We start from the raw sequence: 21,868 nt of genomic DNA, 5'->3' as shown, positions 1-21,868 counted from the left end.
ACCATCTGGATTGATGCACAACTCATGGCACTCCACAGTAAAAAGCTCTCTTTCACCCGACCAATTATGGTCAGCTTCGCGGGGATTCTGTTCAGTTTCGCGATAATCGCGATCCTGGTCATCCTTTCACAATGGAAGGATTTTATTGAGGATTATCATAAAATTAATGGTAACTTCACCCATAATCTGGCGGTGAACTATACCGAATCCATCCTGCGAGAAAATGACTATATTCTTGGTCGCGCTGCGATGTACTACGCCCGTGAAGACAGAGTGAATCAGACGATAAATATCGATCCAGCACAGGGTTTGCAGATGTTAATGCATTTGCAGAATCTGATGCCGACGGTGTCGTCTATCTCTCTTGCGGACACCGAAGGGCACCATCTGCGCGCGCCGGAAGTAATGCTAACGGAGAAGAGTAGGTCGTTCGACGCACGAACACGCCCATGGTTTATCGGGCAAGCGGAAGCCAGCAACTTTCCTCACTACACCCGCCCCTATCTGGACTATTTCACCCAACATCCTACGGTCACCCTCTATAAACCGGTCATTTCACCGGAAGGCCGTCTGAAGGGCACGCTCGCTTTCCATCTTGATTTAACCTCCATGGGGTATACCCTGCGCCAGATGGTGGCACCGGTTCAGGGTGAGTTTTTTGTCGTGGAACGTGACGGCGCCGTTGTGCTGCATCCGGACACGGGGGCGCTCTTTAAGCAGTACGTAAGCGAAGCGCTGATGGACAAAATGACCAGCGGCGAAGGGCATCTTTTCGACCCCAAAAGTAAAACCTGGTATTACTACTACTCTTTCACCAATCCGGACTGGTTTGTGATTTATCGGGTCTCCGATGCCACGCTTTCCGTCATCACCCGGCATGAAACCACCGTCGTCGGCTGGGGATTTGCGCTGGCGGCAATCATCATCATTCTGTTCGGGCTCTACCTGCGCCATGCCTCGCGTTCTGTGCTGATGAACATTATCAACGCCATCAAAACCGGAGACGTCAATCAGGCGCCACGTCTTGAGGCGATGCTCAGCCATACCATTCGAACCAATAAGGAACGTGAGATGGCCTATGTCCGTCAGGCCACCCATGATGCGCTGACAGGCTGCAAGAACCGCCGTGCTTTCGACAACGATGTGGATGAGCTGCTGACCGCTCATCAACCCTTCGTTCTTGCGCTGGTCGATATCGATAACTTCAAATCTATTAACGACACCTGGGGCCACCTGAGCGGGGATATTGTTCTGCGCAGCGTGGCGCGCGAAGGTATTCAGATCATGCAGCCGCACCACGTTTCCGTTTACCGCTACGGTGGGGAAGAGTTCGGGGTGATTTTCCCGGCCGAGCTGATGAACTCCGCGCACGCGCTACTGGAAGCCTGGCGCACCGCCGTGGAAAAACGGACCTGGCGGGAAGAGAACCTGCGAGTAACCTTCAGCGCGGGGGTGGGAGAGTGGCACTTCGAACCGCTGGAACAATTTATCGGCAACGTAGATGAAGCGCTGTATACCGCTAAACAACAGGGTAAAAACCGCATCGTAAACACGGCTAGCCGATAATACCCTTCCTGAAATTCCGCCCGTTAAGACGGGCAGAATGCTTTCATGTATAAAATTGTAACCGGTTTCAGAAAAATGCCGATTTCTTTGTGATGCCTGACACACAATCGCGGTAAAGCGGTTGTTGAAGCGGTCTGCGCGGGATAATTATCAATAAACACATGTAGATCGAGGCTGACTATGAAGAACATCGTTTTATGCTGTGCAGCGGGAATGTCAACCAGCATGCTGGTTCAACGTATGAAAGATGCCGCGCAGAAAAAAGGAGTCGAAGTAACCATTAAAGCCGTTCCGGTCGCGGAGTTTAAAGATAACATCGCGACGGCTGATATCGTATTACTGGGGCCACAGGTTAAATACGAACAGGCAAAACTCCAGGCGCAGGCCGATCCGCTCGGAAAAAAGGTCGCGGTTATCGACATGATGGATTACGGCATGATGAAAGGTGATGCCGTACTGGAAAAAGCGCTCAAGCTGCTGGAGTCATAATGGAAGACTTAGAAACCACAATCATGGAGCTACTGGTCAATGCAGGTGCGGCGCGCAGTGCGGCCCTGACAGCGTTGCAGATGGCGCGAAAAGGTGACTTTGACGAAGCCGAGAAAGCGATGGAAGAGTCGCGTGAATATGTGAAACATGCGCATACGATCCAGACGCAGCTCATCGGTCTTGACGAAGGGACCGGGAAACTTCCGGTTAACCTGATCACCGTTCACTCTCAGGACCATCTGATGAACGCGATGGTTATTCAGGATCTGGCGGGCGACATGATTGAGCTTTATCGACGCATCCCGCTGGTAAACTGAAAATGCAGATATAAAAAAACCCGCCGAGGCGGGTTTTTTATTTACGGCATCAACGATTACTCGTTGTCGGAACCGCCCAGACCTGCGTTCAGCAGTTCTGCAAGGCTCGCGGATGCATCTTCGGCAGTCACCTGCGGTGCAGCTGGCAGTTCGCCCGCTGCGCGACGACGCATACGATCCTGGTGGTACGCATAACCGGTACCGGCCGGGATCAGACGACCCACGATAACGTTCTCTTTCAGACCGCGCAGTTCATCACGTTTACCTGCAACAGCCGCTTCGGTCAGGACACGAGTGGTTTCCTGGAACGATGCAGCAGAGATGAAGGACTCGGTTGCCAGAGACGCTTTGGTGATACCCAGCAGATCGCGTGCAAAGGTCGCACCGATTTTGCCGTTCGCTTCCAGATCGCGGTTAGCGATCTTAACGCGTGAGTATTCAACCTGCTCGCCTTCCAGGAAGTCGGAGCTGCCCGCGTTTTCGATGGTTGCTTTACGCAGCATCTGACGAACGATAACTTCGATGTGCTTATCGTTAATCTTAACGCCCTGCAGACGGTATACGTCCTGTACTTCGTTAACAATGTAACGAGTAACAGCATGCACACCACGCAGACGCAGGATGTCGTGCGGCGCTTCTGGACCATCGGAGACCACGTCACCACGTTCCACGCGTTCACCTTCGAACACGTTGAGCTGACGCCACTTAGGAATCATCTCTTCGTACGGCTCGCTGCCATCTACTGGCGTGATAACCAGACGGCGCTTACCTTTGGTCTCTTTACCGAAGGAGATGATACCGCTGATTTCAGCCAGGATAGCAGGCTCTTTCGGACGACGTGCTTCGAACAGGTCCGCAACGCGTGGCAGACCACCGGTGATGTCCTTGGTACCGCCGGATTCCTGAGGAATACGCGCCAGGGTGTCACCAGAGCTGATCTGTACGCCATCTTCCAGCTGTACAATCGCTTTACCCGGCAGGAAGTACTGCGCAGGCATATCGGTGCCAGGGATCAGAACGTCGTTACCCTGAGCATCAACGATTTTCAGTGCAGGACGCAGATCTTTACCACCGGTAGTACGTTCAGCAGAATCCAGAACCACCAGAGAAGACAGACCGGTCAGCTCGTCGGTCTGACGAGTAATGGTCTGGCCGTCGATCATGTCAGTGAAGCGGATGAAACCACTTACTTCGGTGATAACCGGCATGGTGTGTGGATCCCAGTTTGCTACGGTTTCGCCGCCGGCAACCTGCTCGCCATCACCTTTCGCCATAACCGCACCGTAAGGCACTTTATAGCTCTCTTTGGTACGACCGAATTCGTCGATCAGCTTCAGCTCGGTGTTACGAGAAGTCACAACCAGCTTGCCTGCGGAGTTAACAACAGACTTCGCGTTGCTGAGCTTGATGCTACCTTTGTTTTTCACCTGGATGCTGGATTCAGCAGCCGCACGAGATGCCGCACCACCGATGTGGAACGTACGCATCGTCAGCTGTGTACCCGGCTCACCGATGGACTGTGCCGCGATAACGCCGATAGCCTCACCTTTGTTGATGATGTGGCCACGCGCCAGGTCACGACCGTAGCAGTGCGCACACACACCAAAGTCGGTGTCACAGGATACAACGGAACGCACTTTCACAGAGTCAACAGAGTTCGCTTCCAGCAGGTCACACCACTGTTCGTGCAGCAGAGTGTTGCGTGGAACCAGAATGTCTGCGGTGCCCGGCTTCAGGATGTCTTCCGCGGTCACACGACCCAGTACGCGATCGCGCAGCGGCTCTTTAACATCACCACCCTCGATAACCGGGGTCATGGTGATACCTTCGAGGGTGCCACAATCGTCTTCGGTGACGACCAGATCCTGCGCAACGTCAACCAGACGACGCGTCAGATAACCGGAGTTCGCCGTTTTCAATGCGGTATCCGCCAGACCTTTACGCGCACCGTGCGTGGAGATGAAGTACTGGAGTACGTTCAGACCTTCACGGAAGTTCGCGGTGATTGGCGTTTCGATGATGGAGCCATCTGGCTTCGCCATCAGACCACGCATACCTGCCAGCTGACGAATCTGTGCCGCAGAACCACGCGCACCGGAGTCGGCCATCATGTAGATGCTGTTGAAGGAGACCTGCTGCTCTTCTACGCCGTCACGGTTAATCACGGTTTCGGTTTGCAGGTTATCCATCATCGCTTTGGATACACGATCGTTCGCCGCAGCCCAGATATCGATAACTTTGTTGTAACGTTCGCCTGCGGTTACCAGACCAGACTGGAACTGCTCCTGGATCTCAGCAACTTCAGCTTCCGCTTCAGAGATGATCTCGTGTTTCTTCTCTGGGATGACCATGTCATCGATACCAACAGATGCACCTGAACGCGCTGCATAAGCAAAGCCGGTGTACATTGTCTGGTCAGCGAAGATAACGGTCGGCTTCAGGCCCAGAATGCGGTAACAGGTGTTCAGCATTTTGGAGATCGCTTTCTTGCCCAGCGCCTGGTTGACGATGGAGAAAGGCAGACCTTTCGGTACGATCATCCACAGAATCGCACGGCCAACGGTCGTGTCTTTCAGGCTGGTTTTCGCCACGAATTCGCCGTTTTCATCTTTTTCGTATTCGGTGATACGCACTTTAACGCGCGCATGCAGAGAGGCCAGGCCAGCGCGATAAATACGCTCAGCTTCTTTCGGGCCAGTCAGCACCATGCCTTCGCCTTTGGCGTTAACACAGTCACGGGTCATATAGTACAGACCCAATACAACGTCCTGAGAAGGAACGATGATAGGTTCACCGTTCGCTGGAGACAGGATGTTGTTGGTAGACATCATCAGCGCACGCGCTTCGAGCTGGGCTTCCAGCGTCAGCGGTACGTGAACAGCCATCTGGTCACCATCGAAGTCGGCGTTATAGGCCGCACAAACCAGCGGGTGCAGCTGGATCGCTTTACCTTCGATCAGGACTGGCTCAAATGCCTGGATACCCAAACGGTGCAGAGTTGGTGCACGGTTCAGCAGTACCGGGTGTTCGCGGATCACTTCGTCCAGGATATCCCAAACGACAGCTTCTTCACGCTCAACCATTTTCTTAGCGGCTTTGATGGTGGTGGCCAGGCCACGCAGTTCCAGCTTGCCGTAGATGAACGGTTTGAACAGCTCCAGAGCCATTTTCTTCGGCAGACCGCACTGATGCAGACGCAGGTATGGACCTACGGTGATTACAGAACGACCGGAGTAGTCAACACGCTTACCGAGCAGGTTCTGACGGAAACGACCCTGCTTACCTTTGATCATGTCGGCCAAAGATTTCAGAGGACGTTTGTTAGAACCGGTGATCGCACGACCGCGACGACCGTTATCCAGCAGGGCATCTACCGCTTCCTGCAGCATACGTTTTTCGTTGCGTACGATGATGTCCGGCGCAGCCAGATCCAGCAGACGTTTCAGACGGTTGTTACGGTTGATCACGCGACGGTACAGATCGTTCAGATCCGACGTTGCGAAACGACCACCATCCAGCGGAACCAGCGGACGCAGATCTGGCGGCAGAACCGGCAGAACGGTCAGGATCATCCACTCTGGTTTGTTACCAGACTGTACGAACGCTTCCAGCAGTTTGATACGCTTGGTCAGCTTTTTACGCTTGGTTTCGGAGTTGGTTTCGTTCAGCTCTTCGCGCAGAGTTTCACACTCTTGCTCCAGATCCATGCTCTTCAGCAGGGCCTGGATAGCTTCCGCACCCATCTTCGCGTCGAATTCGTCACCGAACTCTTCCAGCGCGTCCAGATACTGTTCTTCGGTCAGAATCTGGTTACGTTCCAGATTCGTCATCCCGCCTTCGATCACAACATAAGATTCGAAGTACAGAACACGTTCGATATCGCGCAGCGGCATATCCAGCAGCAGGCCGATACGGGACGGCAGAGATTTCAGGAACCAGATGTGAGCAGTTGGAGACGCCAGCTCAATGTGGCCCATACGCTCACGGCGTACTTTGGTCTGGGTCACTTCAACGCCGCACTTCTCACAGATCACACCACGGTGTTTCAGGCGCTTGTACTTACCGCACAGGCACTCGTAGTCTTTTACTGGCCCGAAAATACGCGCACAGAAAAGGCCGTCACGCTCAGGTTTGAACGTACGGTAGTTGATGGTTTCCGGCTTTTTAACTTCACCAAAAGACCATGAACGGATCATGTCTGGCGAAGCCAGAGCAATTTTGATCGCATCAAACTCTTCGGTTTTAGTCTGCGCTTTCAGAAACTTTAATAAATCTTTCACGGATTTGCTCCCGTCGGAGTTAGCACAATCTGGTGTCGGGGGTTAACCCGACACCAGTGACCTGTTTGAGCGAGAATTACTCGTCTTCCAGTTCGATGTTGATACCCAGCGAACGAATCTCTTTCAACAGTACGTTGAAGGATTCTGGCATGCCCGGTTCCATCTGATGGTTGCCGTCTACGATGTTCTTATACATCTTAGTACGACCATTCACGTCATCAGACTTAACGGTGAGCATTTCCTGCAGGGTGTATGCTGCGCCGTATGCTTCCAGCGCCCACACTTCCATCTCCCCGAAGCGCTGACCACCGAACTGAGCCTTACCACCCAGCGGCTGCTGAGTAACCAGGCTGTAAGAACCGGTAGAACGAGCGTGCATCTTGTCGTCGACCAGGTGGTTCAGTTTCAGCATGTACATGTAACCTACGGTTACCGGACGCTCGAACTGTTCACCGGTACGGCCGTCAAACAGCGTAATCTGACCAGACGTTGGCAGACCACCCAGTTGCAGCAGCTCTTTAATTTCAGCTTCTTTTGCACCGTCGAATACCGGCGTTGCAATTGGCATACCCTTACGCAGGTTTTCCGCCAGACGCAGAACTTCATCATCGCTGAAGGTGTTCAGGTCGACTTTCTGACGCACGTCGGTACCCAGATCGTAGGCACGCTGGATGAACTCGCGCAGTTTCGCGACTTCTTCCTGCTGCTTCAGCATGGCGTTAATCTTGTCGCCGATACCTTTCGCAGCCATACCCAGGTGGGTTTCCAGGATCTGACCGATGTTCATACGAGACGGTACACCCAGTGGGTTCAGTACGATATCTACCGGCGTACCGTTAGCATCGTGCGGCATATCTTCGATCGGGTTGATCTTAGAGATAACACCCTTGTTACCGTGACGACCTGCCATCTTGTCACCAGGCTGGATCTGACGTTTAACAGCCAGATACACCTTAACAATCTTCAGCACGCCTGGTGCCAGATCGTCGCCCTGAGTGATTTTGCGGCGTTTCGCTTCGAGTTTTTTCTCGAACTCGTGTTTCAGTTCGTCATACTGCTCAGCCAGCTGTTCCAGCTGATTCTGTTTCTCTTCGTCGGTCAGGCCCAGCTCCAGCCAGCGATCGCGTGGCAGTTTGTCGAGCTTCTCAGCTTCAACGCCACCGGCAACCAGCACCGCATAGATACGGCTGAACAGACCCGCTTCGAGGATTTGCAGTTCTTCAGACAGGTCTTTCTTAGCCTGTTTGAGCTGCATCTCTTCGATTTCCAGCGCACGCTTATCTTTCTCAACGCCGTCACGAGTGAAGACCTGAACGTCGATAACCGTACCGGAAACACCGTTTGGTACGCGCAGAGAAGAGTCTTTAACGTCAGACGCTTTCTCACCGAAGATAGCACGCAGCAGTTTCTCTTCTGGCGTCAGCTGGGTTTCGCCTTTCGGTGTAACCTTACCAACCAGAATGTCGCCGCCGGTCACTTCCGCACCGATGTAAACAATACCGGATTCATCCAGTTTGGAGAGCGCAGCTTCACCCACGTTAGGGATGTCGGCAGTGATCTCTTCTGGCCCCAGCTTGGTGTCCCGGGACACACAGGCCAGTTCCTGAATGTGGATGGTGGTGAAACGATCTTCCTGAACCACACGCTCGGAGACGAGGATGGAGTCTTCGAAGTTGTAACCGTTCCACGGCATGAACGCTACGCGCATGTTCTGACCGAGCGCCAGTTCACCGAGGTCGGTGGACGGACCGTCTGCCAGCACGTCGCCGCGCTCAACTGGCTCACCCAGAGATACGCAAGGCATCTGGTTGATACAGGTGTTCTGGTTAGAACGGGTGTATTTGGTCAGGTTGTAGATGTCGATGCCCGCTTCGCCCGGATACATCTCGTCTTCGTTAACTTTGATAACGATACGGGATGCGTCAACGTACTGAACGGTACCGCCACGCTTAGCAACTGCTGTAACACCGGAGTCAACGGCAACAGCACGTTCCATACCGGTACCAACCAGCGGCTTATCAGCACGCAGAGTTGGAACGGCCTGACGTTGCATGTTCGCACCCATCAATGCACGGTTGGCGTCATCGTGTTCCAGGAACGGGATCAGGGACGCACCGACGGATACCACCTGTTGGGTGGATACGTCCATGTAGTCAACCTGGTCGCGGCTGAACAGGCTGGATTCGCCTTTGCTACGGCAGGTAACCAGATCTTCTACAAAGTGGCCTTCGTCATCCAGGTTGGAGTTCGCCTGAGCGATAACGTAGTTGCCTTCTTCGATAGCAGACAGGTAATGAATTTCGTCGGTAACCACACCGTCGGTCACTTTACGATACGGGGTCTCAAGGAAACCGTATTCGTTTGTCTGTGCGTACACGGACAGGGAGTTGATCAGACCGATGTTTGGACCTTCAGGCGTTTCGATTGGACATACGCGACCGTAGTGAGTCGGGTGTACGTCTCGAACTTCAAAGCCTGCACGTTCACGGGTCAGACCGCCTGGGCCGAGTGCAGAGATACGACGTTTGTGCGTGATCTCAGACAGCGGGTTGTTCTGGTCCATGAACTGAGACAGCTGGCTGGAACCGAAGAACTCTTTCACTGCCGCAGAAATCGGCTTGGCGTTGATCATATCCTGAGGCATCAGGGTATCCAGATCGCCCAGAGACAGACGCTCTTTCACCGCACGCTCTACACGAACCAGGCCAACGCGGAACTGGTTTTCCGCCATTTCGCCTACGGAACGGATACGACGGTTGCCAAGGTGGTCGATATCATCGACTTCGCCTTTACCGTTACGGATATCGATGAGCTTCTTCATCACTTCAATGATGTCGTCTTTGCTCAGGATACCGGAACCTTCGATTTCGTCGCGCAGCAGAGAACGGTTGAACTTCATACGACCTACCGCGGACAGATCGTAGCGGTCTTCGGAGAAGAACAGGTTCTCGAACAGGCTTTCAGCCGCTTCGCGAGTTGGTGGCTCACCAGGACGCATCATGCGGTAGATTTCAACCAGCGCGCTCAGACGATCGTTGGTTGGGTCGACGCGTACAGTCTCAGAGATGTACGGACCGTGGTCCAGATCGTTGGTGAACAGCGTTTCGATACGTTTGTGGCCAGACTGGCTCAGCTTAGCCAGCAGATCCAGGCTCAGCTCCATGTTCGCCGGGCAGATCAGCTCGCCAGTTGATTCATCAACGTAATCTTTCGCGGCTACTTTTCCTGCAATGTATTCAACCGGAACTTCGATGTGTTTGATATCATCTTTTTCCAGCTGGCGGATGTGGCGCGCGGTGATACGGCGACCTTTTTCCACATACACTTTGCCGTCGGCTTCGATGTCGAACGACGCGGTCTCACCACGCAGACGTTCCGGCACCAACTCCATCTGCAACTTGTTGTCGCGGATTTCAAAGATCACTTTCTCAAAGAACAGGTCCAGGATCTGCTCAGTGGTATAGTTCAGTGCACGCAGAATGATGGTTGCAGGCAGCTTACGACGACGGTCGATACGGACAAACAGGTTGTCTTTTGGATCGAATTCGAAGTCCAGCCATGAACCACGGTAAGGAATGATGCGTGCGTTATACAGTACTTTACCGGAAGAGTGCGTTTTACCTTTATCGCTGTCGAAGAAGACGCCCGGGCTACGGTGCAGCTGGGAAACGATAACACGCTCAGTACCGTTGATAACGAAAGTACCGTTGTCCGTCATGAGTGGAATTTCACCCATGTAGACTTCTTGTTCTTTAATGTCTTTTACGGTGCCTTCCGGCGCTTCGCGCTCGTAGATCACCAGACGCAGTTTTACGCGCAGCGGTGCGGAATAGGTCACGCCACGGATCTGACATTCCTGAACGTCAAACACCGGTTCGCCAAGGCGGTAGCTGACGTACTGCAGCTCGGAATTACCGCTGTAGCTCTGAATCGGGAACACGGAACGGAAGGCTGCTTCCAGGCCGTACTGCCCTTCAGGATCTTGCTCGATAAACTTCTGGAACGAGTCAAGCTGGATAGAAAGGAGATATGGAATGTCCAGAACTTGTGGACGTTTACCAAAATCCTTACGAATACGTTTTTTCTCGGTATAGGAGTAAACCATAGGGTTCCTCAGCTCGCTGACAAGTCGACCCATCTGTCCGACGAAGGGACAGTTTGTGCAACACCATTTTGTGGACCGGAAAATTGAATACTTTCCGCAATACCTGTTGCTATCACGCTTAAACCATTTCATTGCGATTTACACAGAGCGAGCACCCTGTCGCAGTATATTAAGTCGTCGATAGAAACAAGCATTGTCAGGACAACCAGCAGTCAAACAGTGTGAAATGCTGCTGATGCCTTACAGCGCAAAAAGGCTGGTGACTAAAAAGTCACCAGCCATCAGCCTAATTACTTAGGCTGCAACCAGAAAAGTTGGCTTATTTAACTTCAACTTCAGCGCCAGCTTCTTCCAGAGATTTTTTCAGTGCTTCTGCGTCGTCTTTGCTCACGCCTTCTTTCAGCGCAGCTGGAGCAGATTCTACCAGGTCTTTAGCTTCTTTCAGACCCAGGCCAGTTGCGCCACGTACTGCTTTGATTACAGCAACTTTGTTCGCGCCAGCAGCTTTCAGAATTACGTCGAATTCAGTTTTTTCTTCAGCAGCTTCAGCCGGGCCCGCAGCTACAGCTACAGCAGCAGCAGCAGAAACACCGAATTTTTCTTCCATTGCAGAAACCAGCTCTACAACGTCCATTACGGACATAGCTGCTACTGCTTCAATGATTTGATCTTTAGTGATAGACATTTAAATTGTTCCTGAAAATCAGAATAAGTTTATACGTAAGCAAATGCTTTATAAAGATAACTGCGATTAAGCAGCTTCTTTCGCATCGCGTACAGCAGCCAGAGTGCGAACCAGTTTGCCAGCCGCAGCTTCTTTCATGGTTGCCATCAGGCGTGCAATTGCTTCTTCGTAGGTCGGCAGGGTGGCCAGGCGATCGATTTGCGATGCCGGGATCAACTCACCTTCAAAGGCTGCAGCTTTGACCTCAAATTTTGCATTCGCTTTCGCGAACTCTTTGAACAGACGAGCAGCAGCGCCCGGGTGTTCCATAGAGTATGCAATCAGGGTCGGACCAACAAACGTGTCTTTCAGGCACTCGAACTGAGTACCTTCAACTACGCGACGCAGCAGGGTGTTACGAACAACACGCATGTATACGCCAGCTTCACGACCTGCTTTACGCAGTTCAGTCATTTTGTCTACAGTAACGCCACGGGAATCCGCAACTACTGCAGACAGCGCGCCTTTGGCTACTTCGCTGACTTCAGCAACAATCGCTTGTTTGTCTTGAAGATTTAAAGCCATTAGCTTTGCTCCTGGATGTTTGCCGGAACTCATGTTCCGGAACTCACTTCACTCGACCCAACGGGAAGAGCGTCTTAATACGGTGAGCAGAAACAAGCCAGAGTATTTAAAATAATCTTAGCGTTCTGTCACCGTCTACGCAGGGGATTAAGTTTCTTGCGAAACACCTGCGGTCTTCGACGGAGGCCTGGATAGGCCAGGCTCCAACGAACAATTCTTTTAGCCGCTAACTTTTGTTAGCAAACGTGGGGGTAAGATTGTAGACAAAATCACCGCCCACGTAAAGGCATTAGTTTGCAGCAGCGCTCAGGCCAGCCTGGTCAACTGCAACACCTGCACCCATGGTGGTGGAGATGCTAACTTTCTTGATGTACACGCCTTTCGCCTGAGTTGGTTTAGCTTTTTTCAGCGCAACCAGCAGAGCTTCCAGGTTTTCTTTCAGTTTGTCAGCGTCAAAGTCCACTTTACCGATGGTGGTGTGGATGATGCCGTTTTTGTCGTTACGGTAACGAACCTGACCTGCTTTAGCGTTCTTAACCGCTTCAGCAACGTTAGGAGTTACAGTACCCACTTTCGGGTTTGGCATCAGGCCGCGTGGACCCAGAACCTGGCCCAGCTGGCCAACAACGCGCATTGCATCTGGAGAAGCAATAACAACGTCAAAGTTCATTTCGCCTTTCTTGATCTGATCAGCCAGATCTTCCATACCTACCAGTTCAGCGCCGGCAGCTTTAGCCGCTTCAGCGTTTGCACCCTGAGCAAATACAGCTACGCGTACGGAACGGCCAGTACCGTGTGGCAGTACAGTTGCGCCACGAACGTTCTGATCGGATTTACGAGCGTCGATGCCCAGGTTAACGGCAACGTCAACGCTTTCAACGAACTTAGCAGTTGCCAGTTCTTTCAGCAGAGCGATAGCTTCGTTGATGTCGTACTGTTTGGTCGCATCAACTTTGTCACGGATCACGGACATGCGCTTGGTCAGTTTAGCCATTTCTTAGTCCTCCACTACCAGGCCCATGGAACGTGCAGTACCTTCAATGGAGCGAGTCATCGCTTCAATGTCGGAACCAGTCATGTCGGCAGCTTTGGTCTGCGCGATTTCCTGCAGCTGAGCGCGGGAAATTTTACCCACTTTGTCTTTGTTCGGCTTACCGGAACCAGACTTGATGCCCGCTGCTTTCTTCAGCAGAACTGCTGCTGGAGGGGTTTTGGTAACGAAAGTGAAAGAACGGTCAGCGTAAACAGTGATTACAACTGGGATTGGCAGACCTTTTTCCATGGATTCAGTTTTGGCGTTGAACGCTTTACAGAATTCCATGATGTTCACACCCTGCTGACCCAGAGCTGGACCAACTGGTGGACTTGGGTTCGCCATACCTGCTGCAACCTGCAGCTTGACGTAGGCTTGTACTTTCTTAGCCATTCTAAAATCCTCTGATTGGGTAATAACGCCTCGGAGAGGCTCCCCGTGAATAAAATTCGTTTTACGGGTCGGAACCCATAAAAACAAAAGGCGCGAAATTGTATTCCAATCTCGCGCCCTGTGCAACGATTAAATCGTCGCTTTTTTGATCGCTGCTTAGGCTTTTTCTACCTGAGCAAAGTCCAGCTCTACCGGGGTCGCACGACCAAAGATAGAAACGGAAACTTTCAGGCGGGACTTCTCGTAGTCCACTTCTTCGACGACGCCATTAAAGTCAGCAAACGGACCGTCGTTAACACGAACCATCTCACCCGGTTCAAACAGCGTTTTCGGACGCGGTTTATCACCCACCTGCTGGAGGCGGTTCATAATCGCATCAACTTCTTTGTCGCTGATTGGCGCCGGACGGTCAGATGTGCCGCCGATAAAGCCCATCACGCGTGGTACGCTGCGCACCAGGTGCCAGCTCGCGTCGTTCATCACCATCTGAACCAGCACGTAACCCGGGAAGAATTTACGCTCGCTTTTGCGACGTTGGCCGCCACGGATCTCAACCACTTCTTCGGTCGGAACCATAACTTCGCCAAATAACTCTTCCATATTGTGTAATTTGATATGCTCACGCAGCGACGTAGCTACGCGGCCTTCAAAACCGGAAAACGCCTGAACGACGTACCAGCGCTTTTTAGGGGCTTCAGACATCTCAGAACCTCAGGCCAGTGATAAAGGATACCAGGCGAACCAGAATACCATCCAGTCCCCACAGGATCAGTGACATTACAGCGGTTACCGCCGCTACAATCAGCGTGGTGTGCAATGTTTCCTGGCGAGTCGGCCAAATGACCTTGCGGACTTCGGTACGCGCTTCGCGGGCAAACGCAACGGTCGCTTTGCCTTTCGTCGTCAACAGCGCGACACCACCCGCCGCAGCAATCAGAATTACCACTGCAAGCGCGCGTAGCGGCAGCATCATGTCACGATAAAGATAGTTGCCGACAATCGCCACAATCAGCAGCACGGCTACAACTACCCATTTCATCGCTTCCAGGCCGCGCCCGCTCCCTTGAGCTTCGGTATTCGCACTCATAAACCAACCTGTCAGAAGTATTCTACAAACATTTTCACCCCGCGAGTGCGAGGCAAACCAATCGAAATGCTATTCGCTTTTCGTATTATACGCTCTCCGCAGAGCCTGTCTCAGCAATGATTATGACAAAATTAATCACTGATGAGCCAGGTTCTGATGTGAAAGCGTGCAAAAAGGGCATCAAATGATGCCCTTTTATTGCGCATTGCGTCAAATGTTATCAGCGATTAGCCGAGAACTTTAGCAACAACGCCCGCGCCAACGGTACGGCCGCCTTCACGGATTGCGAAACGCAGACCGTCGTCCATCGCGATTGGGTGGATCAGAGTCACAACCATCTTGATGTTGTCGCCTGGCATTACCATCTCTACGCCTTCTGGCAGTTCGATGGTACCGGTCACGTCAGTTGTACGGAAGTAGAACTGTGGACGGTAGCCTTTGAAGAACGGAGTATGACGGCCGCCTTCGTCTTTGGACAGAATGTACACTTCAGATTCGAACTTGGTGTGTGGCTTGATTGAGCCTGGCTTCGCCAGAACCTGACCACGTTCGATTTCTTCACGTTTGATACCACGCAGCAGAACACCAACGTTCTCACCAGCACGGCCTTCGTCCAGCAGTTTGCGGAACATTTCAACGCCAGTACAGGTAGACTTCGCAGTCTCTTTGATACCAACGATTTCAACTTCTTCACCAACTTTGATGATACCGCGCTCTACACGACCGGTAACAACGGTACCACGACCGGAGATGGAGAATACGTCTTCGATTGGCAGCAGGAATGGCTTGTCAATCGCACGCTCTGGTTCTGGGATGTAAGAATCCAGGAAGCCAGCCAGTTCGATGATTTTCGCTTCCCACTCTGCGTCGCCTTCCAGCGCTTTCAGCGCGGAACCACGAACGATTGGAGTGTCGTCGCCTGGGAAATCGTACTGAGACAGCAGTTCACGGACTTCCATCTCTACCAGTTCCAGCAGCTCTTCGTCATCAACCATGTCGCATTTGTTCAGGAACACGATGATGAAAGGAACGCCTACCTGACGACCCAGCAGGATGTGCTCACGAGTCTGAGGCATAGGGCCGTCAGTCGCAGCAACAACCAGGATCGCGCCGTCCATCTGCGCAGCACCGGTGATCATGTTTTTAACATAGTCGGCGTGGCCTGGGCAGTCTACGTGTGCGTAGTGGCGAGTCGGGGTGTCATACTCAACGTGAGAGGTGTTGATGGTGATACCACGAGCTTTTTCTTCTGGTGCGTTATCGATCTGATCGAAAGCACGAGCAGCACCGCCGTAGGTTTTAGCCAGTACGGTAGTGATTGCAGCGGTCAGCGTTGTTTTACCATGGTCAACGTGGCCGATAGTACCGACGTTAACGTGCGGTTTTGTACGTTCAAACTTTTCTTTAGACATCGATTGTCCCTCTAAGACACGGATAAATCGGTGATATCACCACATCAACCAGGCGAAAATGCCTGAACTGTTGAATACATTTACATTGAAACAGAGAGAAAGGGAGGGAGAAGTGAAGTGGTGCTGATACCCAGAGTCGAACTGGGGACCTCACCCTTACCAAGGGTGCGCTCTACCAACTGAGCCATATCAGCACGTATTGGAGCGGGCAGCGGGAATCGAACCCGCATCATCAGCTTGGAAGGCTGAGGTAATAGCCATTATACGATGCCCGCATCCTGAAACTCGGCTACCCAGTTCTTTCTGTAACAAAAAAAGAGATTTCTCTCTTTTCTGTTCGAGCTGGTCAATTTTTCCAACCAGCTCCGGCGGCGTTGACGCTGCCAGAAAGTGGTGGTGGGGGAAGGATTCGAACCTTCGAAGTCTGTGACGGCAGATTTACAGTCTGCTCCCTTTGGCCGCTCGGGAACCCCACCGGACTTGATGGTGCCGACTACCGGAATCGAACTGGTGACCTACTGATTACAAGTCAGTTGCTCTACCTACTGAGCTAAGTCGGCATCAAGTAGCGCGCATTCTATGGAGACCTGCGCAGTCATGCAACTAAAAAATTGCATAAAACGTTCTTTCGCTCACATTTTATTCGAAACCAGGGCTAACCGCTGTAAATTCATCCGCTCGCGATTAAAAATCCAACATGAACGCCTGATTTCGGCACGCTATAGCCCCGGGTGATGCCTGCCCGGTTAAGCATCGCTTTCCCATATTTTTTCTTATTATTCCTCTCATCTGGTGTTAACCTCCTGCCCATTGTCCAAAATTAACTATGTGATGAGCCCGCACCCGCCGTTTCGTGATGGTTCACAGAAGCATGCTTATGAGCAAAAAAGAGCAAACGTTAATGACGCCCTATCTTCAGTTTAACCGTAGCCAGTGGGCAGCCCTGCGTGACTCCGTCCCTATGACACTGACGGAAGGTGAAATCGCACGGCTAAAAGGGATAAACGAAGATCTCTCCCTGGAAGAGGTGGCAGAAATCTATCTCCCCCTCTCTCGCTTGCTTAACTTTTACATCAGCTCCAACTTGCGTCGTCAGGCCGTACTGGAACAGTTCCTCGGCACGAACGGTCAACGTATTCCTTATATCATCAGTATTGCGGGCAGCGTGGCAGTGGGTAAAAGTACCACCGCGCGCGTGCTACAGGCGCTGCTGAGCCGCTGGCCGGAACACCGCAGCGTGGAGCTGATCACCACCGACGGCTTCCTGCATCCCAATGAGGTGTTGAAAGAACGCGGCCTGATGAAGAAGAAGGGCTTCCCGCTCTCTTATGATATGCACCGCCTGGTAAAGTTTGTCTCTGATTTAAAATCGGGCGTGCCGAACGTTACCGCACCGGTCTACTCGCATCTGATCTACGACCGCATCCCGGATGGTGACAAAACGGTGGTGCAGCCCGACATCCTGATTCTGGAGGGCTTAAACGTACTGCAAAGCGGGATGGATTACCCTCACGATCCGCATCACGTGTTTGTCTCTGACTTCGTCGATTTCTCAATTTATGTGGATGCGCCTGAAGATCTGTTGCAACGCTGGTATATCAACCGCTTCCTGAAGTTCCGTGAAGGGGCGTTCACCGACCCGGATTCTTACTTCCACAACTACGCTCAGCTCTCTGAAGAAGAGGCTATCAACGTGGCGACCGGGCTGTGGAATGAGATCAACTACGTCAACCTCAAAGAGAACATCCTGCCGACGCGCGAACGTGCAAGCCTGATCCTCACCAAGAGTGAGAAACACGCCGTTGACCAGATTCGTTTACGGAAGTAGATCTCAGACGTAAAAAAACCGGCTTATCGCCGGTTTTTTCCTTTATGCATGCGGCTTTTCGCCGTTTTCATCCTGATCGACCGCGAAGCAGGCCACCAGCTGTCCGCCATAATCTTTCAGTTGTGGCTGCAACTGCGTACACGGACCGAAGCGGCGACGGCAGCGGGCGTTGAACGCACATCCCGGCGGCGGGTTAAGCGGGCTTGGTAACTCGCCGGTCAACTTAATGCGCTCACGACGGTCATCCGGGTTCAGTCGCGGCGTCGCAGACAGTAGTGCCTGAGTATATGGATGACGCGGGTTATTAAAGATCTGATCTTTCGTCCCCTTCTCTACGCAGCGTCCCAGATACATCACCATCACCTCATCGGCAATGTGCTCAACCACAGACAGGTCATGGGAGATGAAAACGTACGACAGCCCAAGATCCTGCTGTAAATCCATCATCAGATTCAGCACCTGCGCACGCACGGATACGTCGAGCGCCGAAACCGGTTCATCGGCAATCACCACGTCCGGGTCGAGCATCAGACCACGGGCGATGGCGATACGCTGACGTTGACCGCCAGAGAACATATGCGGATAGCGATCGTAATGCTCGGTTTTCAGGCCCACCTTCGCCATCATCGCCAGCGCTTTTTCACGACGCTGCTCTTTGCTCAGGTTGCTGTTGATCAGCAGCGGCTCTTCCAGAATCTGCCCCACTTTTTTTCGCGGGTTCAGCGAACCATACGGATTCTGGAACACAATCTGGATTTTCTGACGTCGCAGTTTCTGCGCCTGCGGATCGTGCTTGAGCAGATCCTGGCCCTGATAGTAAAGCTCGCCGCCAGTCGGAACTTCAATCATCGTTAACAGACGGCCCAGCGTGGACTTCCCACAGCCAGATTCCCCTACCACCGCCAGCGTTTTTCCGCGTTCGAGAGTAAAGGAGACACCATCCAGCGCTTTTACCAGGCGCTCAGGAGCAAAGAGGCCCTTCTTCACCGGGTAATGTTTTTTCAGGTCGATGGCCTGCAACAGCATTTGTTGCGTACTCATAGTGTTGGCCTCCCGGCATCATCGAGTGGGTAGTGGCATTTCGACTGACGTCCGTCAGCTAACAGGTTCAGCTCCGGCTCGTCGACGCGGCATTTATCCGTCGCATACGGGCAGCGCGGGTTAAGCAGACAGCCCTGAGGACGGTCATATTTACCCGGTACCACCCCCGGCAGCGAGGCCAGACGCGCTTTATCCTGCGCGAACTCCGGCAGCGCGCGCAGCAGCGCCTGCGTATAGGGATGACGCGGGGCCCGGAAGATATCGTGTGAACTCCCGGTCTCCACCACCTGGCCTGCATACATCACAATGATTTTGTGTGCCGCTTCAGCCACCAGCGCCAGATCGTGCGTAATCAGCACCAGCGCCATATTCTCTTTCTGCTGCAACTCCAGCAGTAGCTCAATAATTTGCGCCTGAATGGTCACGTCCAGCGCGGTTGTCGGTTCATCGGCAATCAGCAGTTTTGGACGACAGGCAATGGCCATCGCGATCATTACACGCTGACTCATCCCACCGGACAACTGGTGCGGATAAACGTCCAGACGCGATGCCGGATCGGGTATACCCACCTGCGTCAGCAGGTCAATAGCGCGCTGGCGACGGGTTTGCTTGTTACCGCCCTGGTGCACCTTAATGGCTTCCATAATCTGGAAACCCACGGTGTAACACGGGTTCAGACTGGTCATCGGGTCCTGGAAGATCATCGCCATTTCCGCTCCCACCAGTTGGCGGCGCTGTTTTTCGGAAATGCGCTGCAGATCCTGACCATTGAACTCCAGGCTTTCCGCCATTACGCGGCCGGGATAATCAATCAGCCCCATGATTGCCAGTGAACTCACTGACTTACCGGAACCGGACTCCCCAACGATACCAACCACTTCGCCCTGATTTACGCTATAGCTGATGCGGTCCACAGCACGAAACGGTGTGCCTTCATCGCCGAAGTGCACCGATAATTTATCTACATTTAATAACGCCATCTCGTGCCTCTTACTGCTTCAGTTTGGGATCAAGTGCATCACGCAGACCATCACCCATCAGGTTAAATGCCAGCACCGTCAGCAGAATCGCCAGACCCGGGAAGGTGACGACCCACCAGGCGCTTTGCGCGAACTGCAACACGTCGGAGAGCATGGTGCCCCATTCCGGTGTTGGCGGCTGCGCACCCATGCCAAGGAAGCCAAGAGCGGCCATATCGAGAATGGCGTTAGAAAAACCGAGCGACGCCTGAACAATCAGCGGTGCAAGGCAGTTAGGAAGAATATTGACGAACATCTGGCGCATCGCCCCCGCACCCGCCACTCGAGATGCTGTCACATAATCGCGGTTCACCTCGACCAGCACGGCCGCACGGGTTAATCGGACATAGTGAGGAAGCGCAACGAACGTTAGCGCGAGCGCGGCATTGCCTATCGAAGGACCAAAGACCGCGACCAGCACCAGGGCCAGCAGAAGGCTTGGCAATGCCAGCATGATATCGACGATACGCATGATGACGTTATCAACGATGCCGCCGAAGTAGCCCGCCACCAGACCAAGCACAACGCCCATGATCAGCGACAACACCACCACGAGACAGCCAACCAGCAGAGAGAGGCGCGCACCGTACATCAGACGAGACAGCACATCGCGGCCAACGTCATCAGTACCGAGCAGGTGCGTCAGGCTACCACCTTCCTGCCAGGCCGGTGGCGCGAGCAGCGCATCACGGAACTGGTCCGCGGGGTTATACGGCGCAAGGAAGTTCGCAAACACCGCAATCAGGATCATGATGGAAACATATACCAGCCCGACGACCGCGCCTTTGTTGCGCTTGAAGTAGTGCCAGAATTCCTGCATCGGCGTCATTGGCACCGGTGCGGTAACCGCTTTATTTTGAGTAACTTGTGACATGATGGCCCCTTACTTCTTATGACGAATACGCGGGTTCACCACGCCGTACAGCAAATCGACCAGCAGGTTGACGAGGATAATCATCGTCGCGACCAGCAATACACCGCCCTGCACAACCGGATAGTCACGGCGTTGCAGCGCATCAATCAACCAGCGTCCAAGGCCTGGCCAGGAGAAGATGGTTTCGGTCAGGATCGCCCCGGCCAGCAGCGTACCGACCTGCAAACCGATAACGGTCACCACCGGCAGCATGGCGTTACGCAGGGCATGAATGATGATGACGCGCATACGGGTCAGACCTTTAGCGCGGGCAGTACGAATATAATCTTCGCCCAGCACTTCCAGCATGGAGGAACGAGTCATACGCACGATCACCGCAAGTGGGATGGTGCCAAGCACCATTGCAGGCAGGATCATGTGCGCAACCGCATCAATGAAGTTGCCCTCTTCGCCCCAGATCGCCGTATCAATCAGCATAAAGCCGGTTAACGGGTTGGTGTCGTCAAGGAAAACCATATCGCTGACACGTCCGGAGACCGGCGTCAGGTTCCACTGCACCGAGACCAGCATGATCAGCATCATGCCCCACCAGAAGATAGGCATGGAGTAGCCGGTCAGTGCCAGGCCAACGGCGGTGTGGTCGAAAATAGAGCCACGCTTAACGGCAGCCAGCACGCCGACGGGAATCCCCACCGCGGTCGCGAAGATCATGGCGCAGATGCCGAGTTCCAGCGTCGCCTGGAAACGCGGCACGAACTCGTCCCACACCGGAAGACGGCTTTTCAGTGAAATCCCTAAATCGCCGTGTAATACGCCCCAGATGTAGTGGAGGTACTGCTGCCACATCGGCTTATCAAGGCCGAGTTCAGCCAGCAGTTGCGCATGACGTTCAGGGGAGATACCACGCTCGCCCGCCATAATCATCACCGGATCACCCGGGATCATATGGACGAAGGCAAAAGTGAGAAGGGTGATACCGATAAACGTCGGGATAACCAGTCCCAGACGTCGGAGGATGAACTGCAACATAACCCGGATTCTCTCTGATGACGCACGCTCAGTAGCGTGACGTCTGTATTGCTCACAAATGTAAATTCCCTCTCCCTTCGGGAGTGGGTTAGGGTGAGGGGATGCATGCACGCCCCTCACCCCTGCCCTCTCCCACAGGGAGAGGG

Annotated in this window: 17 protein-coding genes and 4 tRNA genes; 4 read left to right on the top strand and 17 right to left on the bottom strand. The window is 53.1% G+C overall.

Annotated elements, in window-relative coordinates; all coding sequences use genetic code 11:
* Positions 1-24: 24 nt before the first annotated feature.
* The 3 genes from HWQ15_RS09600 to HWQ15_RS09590 all read left to right on the top strand — a co-directional run bounded on the left by HWQ15_RS09600 (position 25) and on the right by HWQ15_RS09590 (position 2,372).
* Positions 25-1,566 carry a sensor domain-containing diguanylate cyclase gene (locus HWQ15_RS09600; protein ID WP_063216112.1) on the top strand — a complete coding sequence of 514 codons (1,542 nt, stop codon included), beginning with the start codon at positions 25-27 and terminating at the stop codon, positions 1,564-1,566.
* A gap of 180 nt (positions 1,567-1,746) precedes the next feature.
* Positions 1,747-2,055, top strand: a complete 309-nt coding sequence (locus HWQ15_RS09595; protein WP_010425948.1) for a PTS sugar transporter subunit IIB — start codon at positions 1,747-1,749, stop codon at positions 2,053-2,055.
* Positions 2,055-2,372, top strand: a complete 318-nt coding sequence (locus tag HWQ15_RS09590; protein WP_003862327.1) for a PTS lactose/cellobiose transporter subunit IIA — start codon at positions 2,055-2,057, stop codon at positions 2,370-2,372. Before HWQ15_RS09595 ends, HWQ15_RS09590 begins: the two co-directional genes overlap by 1 nt.
* 56 nt (positions 2,373-2,428) lie before the next feature.
* Here HWQ15_RS09590 and rpoC read toward each other — a convergent pair whose 3' ends face one another.
* The 13 genes from rpoC to HWQ15_RS09525 all read right to left on the bottom strand — a co-directional run bounded on the left by rpoC (position 2,429) and on the right by HWQ15_RS09525 (position 16,491).
* Positions 2,429-6,652, bottom strand: a complete 4,224-nt coding sequence (rpoC, locus tag HWQ15_RS09585) for a DNA-directed RNA polymerase subunit beta' (RefSeq protein WP_022646702.1) — start codon at positions 6,650-6,652, stop codon at positions 2,429-2,431.
* Between the two features lie 76 nt (positions 6,653-6,728).
* A complete protein-coding gene (gene rpoB / locus HWQ15_RS09580; protein ID WP_023299068.1) occupies positions 6,729-10,757 on the bottom strand; it encodes a DNA-directed RNA polymerase subunit beta in 4,029 nt (1,342 codons plus the stop codon).
* Positions 10,758-11,076: 319 nt separating this feature from the next.
* Positions 11,077-11,442 carry a 50S ribosomal protein L7/L12 gene (rplL, locus tag HWQ15_RS09575; RefSeq protein WP_002445276.1) on the bottom strand — a complete coding sequence of 122 codons (366 nt, stop codon included), beginning with the start codon at positions 11,440-11,442 and terminating at the stop codon, positions 11,077-11,079.
* 66 nt (positions 11,443-11,508) lie between these two features.
* Positions 11,509-12,006, bottom strand: a complete 498-nt coding sequence (rplJ, locus tag HWQ15_RS09570; RefSeq protein WP_003862338.1) for a 50S ribosomal protein L10 — start codon at positions 12,004-12,006, stop codon at positions 11,509-11,511.
* Positions 12,007-12,295: 289 nt separating this feature from the next.
* Positions 12,296-13,000, bottom strand: a complete 705-nt coding sequence (gene rplA, locus HWQ15_RS09565; protein ID WP_006810530.1) for a 50S ribosomal protein L1 — start codon at positions 12,998-13,000, stop codon at positions 12,296-12,298.
* Positions 13,001-13,003: 3 nt separating this feature from the next.
* Positions 13,004-13,432: a 50S ribosomal protein L11 gene (rplK, locus tag HWQ15_RS09560; RefSeq protein ID WP_003862340.1), complete on the bottom strand. Its 429-nt coding sequence runs from the start codon at positions 13,430-13,432 to the stop codon at positions 13,004-13,006.
* A 156-nt stretch (positions 13,433-13,588) separates the two neighbouring features.
* The gene (gene nusG, locus HWQ15_RS09555) at positions 13,589-14,134 is read right to left on the bottom strand and encodes a transcription termination/antitermination protein NusG (RefSeq protein ID WP_003862341.1); all 546 of its coding nucleotides are present in this window, start codon (positions 14,132-14,134) and stop codon (positions 13,589-13,591) included.
* Between the two features lies 1 nt (position 14,135).
* A complete protein-coding gene (gene secE, locus HWQ15_RS09550; protein WP_003862342.1) occupies positions 14,136-14,519 on the bottom strand; it encodes a preprotein translocase subunit SecE in 384 nt (127 codons plus the stop codon).
* A gap of 227 nt (positions 14,520-14,746) precedes the next feature.
* On the bottom strand, positions 14,747-15,931 hold the full coding sequence (tuf, locus tag HWQ15_RS09545) for an elongation factor Tu (protein ID WP_022646700.1): 1,185 nt from the start codon (positions 15,929-15,931) through the stop codon (positions 14,747-14,749).
* 118 nt (positions 15,932-16,049) lie between these two features.
* A tRNA-Thr gene (locus HWQ15_RS09540) sits at positions 16,050-16,125 on the bottom strand.
* A gap of 6 nt (positions 16,126-16,131) precedes the next feature.
* Positions 16,132-16,206, bottom strand: a tRNA-Gly gene (locus HWQ15_RS09535).
* Positions 16,207-16,322: 116 nt separating this feature from the next.
* Positions 16,323-16,407: transfer RNA gene (locus HWQ15_RS09530), tRNA-Tyr, on the bottom strand.
* An 8-nt stretch (positions 16,408-16,415) separates the two neighbouring features.
* A tRNA-Thr gene (locus HWQ15_RS09525) sits at positions 16,416-16,491 on the bottom strand.
* Positions 16,492-16,808: 317 nt separating this feature from the next.
* Here HWQ15_RS09525 and coaA point away from each other — a divergent pair.
* Positions 16,809-17,759 carry a type I pantothenate kinase gene (coaA, locus tag HWQ15_RS09520; protein ID WP_032622068.1) on the top strand — a complete coding sequence of 317 codons (951 nt, stop codon included), beginning with the start codon at positions 16,809-16,811 and terminating at the stop codon, positions 17,757-17,759.
* Positions 17,760-17,801: 42 nt separating this feature from the next.
* Here coaA and dppF read toward each other — a convergent pair whose 3' ends face one another.
* From dppF to dppB, 4 genes are read right to left on the bottom strand one after another with little or no spacing between them, the layout of a single operon-like run.
* On the bottom strand, positions 17,802-18,800 hold the full coding sequence (gene dppF, locus HWQ15_RS09515; protein ID WP_022646698.1) for a dipeptide ABC transporter ATP-binding subunit DppF: 999 nt from the start codon (positions 18,798-18,800) through the stop codon (positions 17,802-17,804).
* Entirely contained in the window at positions 18,797-19,780 is a 984-nt protein-coding gene (gene dppD, locus HWQ15_RS09510) for a dipeptide ABC transporter ATP-binding protein (RefSeq protein WP_063148955.1), read from the bottom strand. The genes dppF and dppD overlap by 4 nt, the downstream gene beginning before the upstream one ends.
* A 10-nt stretch (positions 19,781-19,790) precedes the next feature.
* Positions 19,791-20,693 carry a dipeptide ABC transporter permease DppC gene (gene dppC, locus HWQ15_RS09505; protein WP_022646697.1) on the bottom strand — a complete coding sequence of 301 codons (903 nt, stop codon included), beginning with the start codon at positions 20,691-20,693 and terminating at the stop codon, positions 19,791-19,793.
* A 9-nt stretch (positions 20,694-20,702) separates the two neighbouring features.
* Positions 20,703-21,722: a dipeptide ABC transporter permease DppB gene (gene dppB, locus HWQ15_RS09500; RefSeq protein ID WP_022646696.1), complete on the bottom strand. Its 1,020-nt coding sequence runs from the start codon at positions 21,720-21,722 to the stop codon at positions 20,703-20,705.
* Between the last annotated feature and the right edge of the window lie 146 nt (positions 21,723-21,868).

Source organism: Enterobacter sp. DSM 30060 (assembly GCF_013375955.1).
GTDB lineage: Bacteria > Pseudomonadota > Gammaproteobacteria > Enterobacterales > Enterobacteriaceae > Enterobacter > Enterobacter intestinihominis.
The sequence above is the reverse complement of the archived record's forward strand: the minus strand, read 5'-3'. Positions and strand labels throughout refer to the sequence as shown.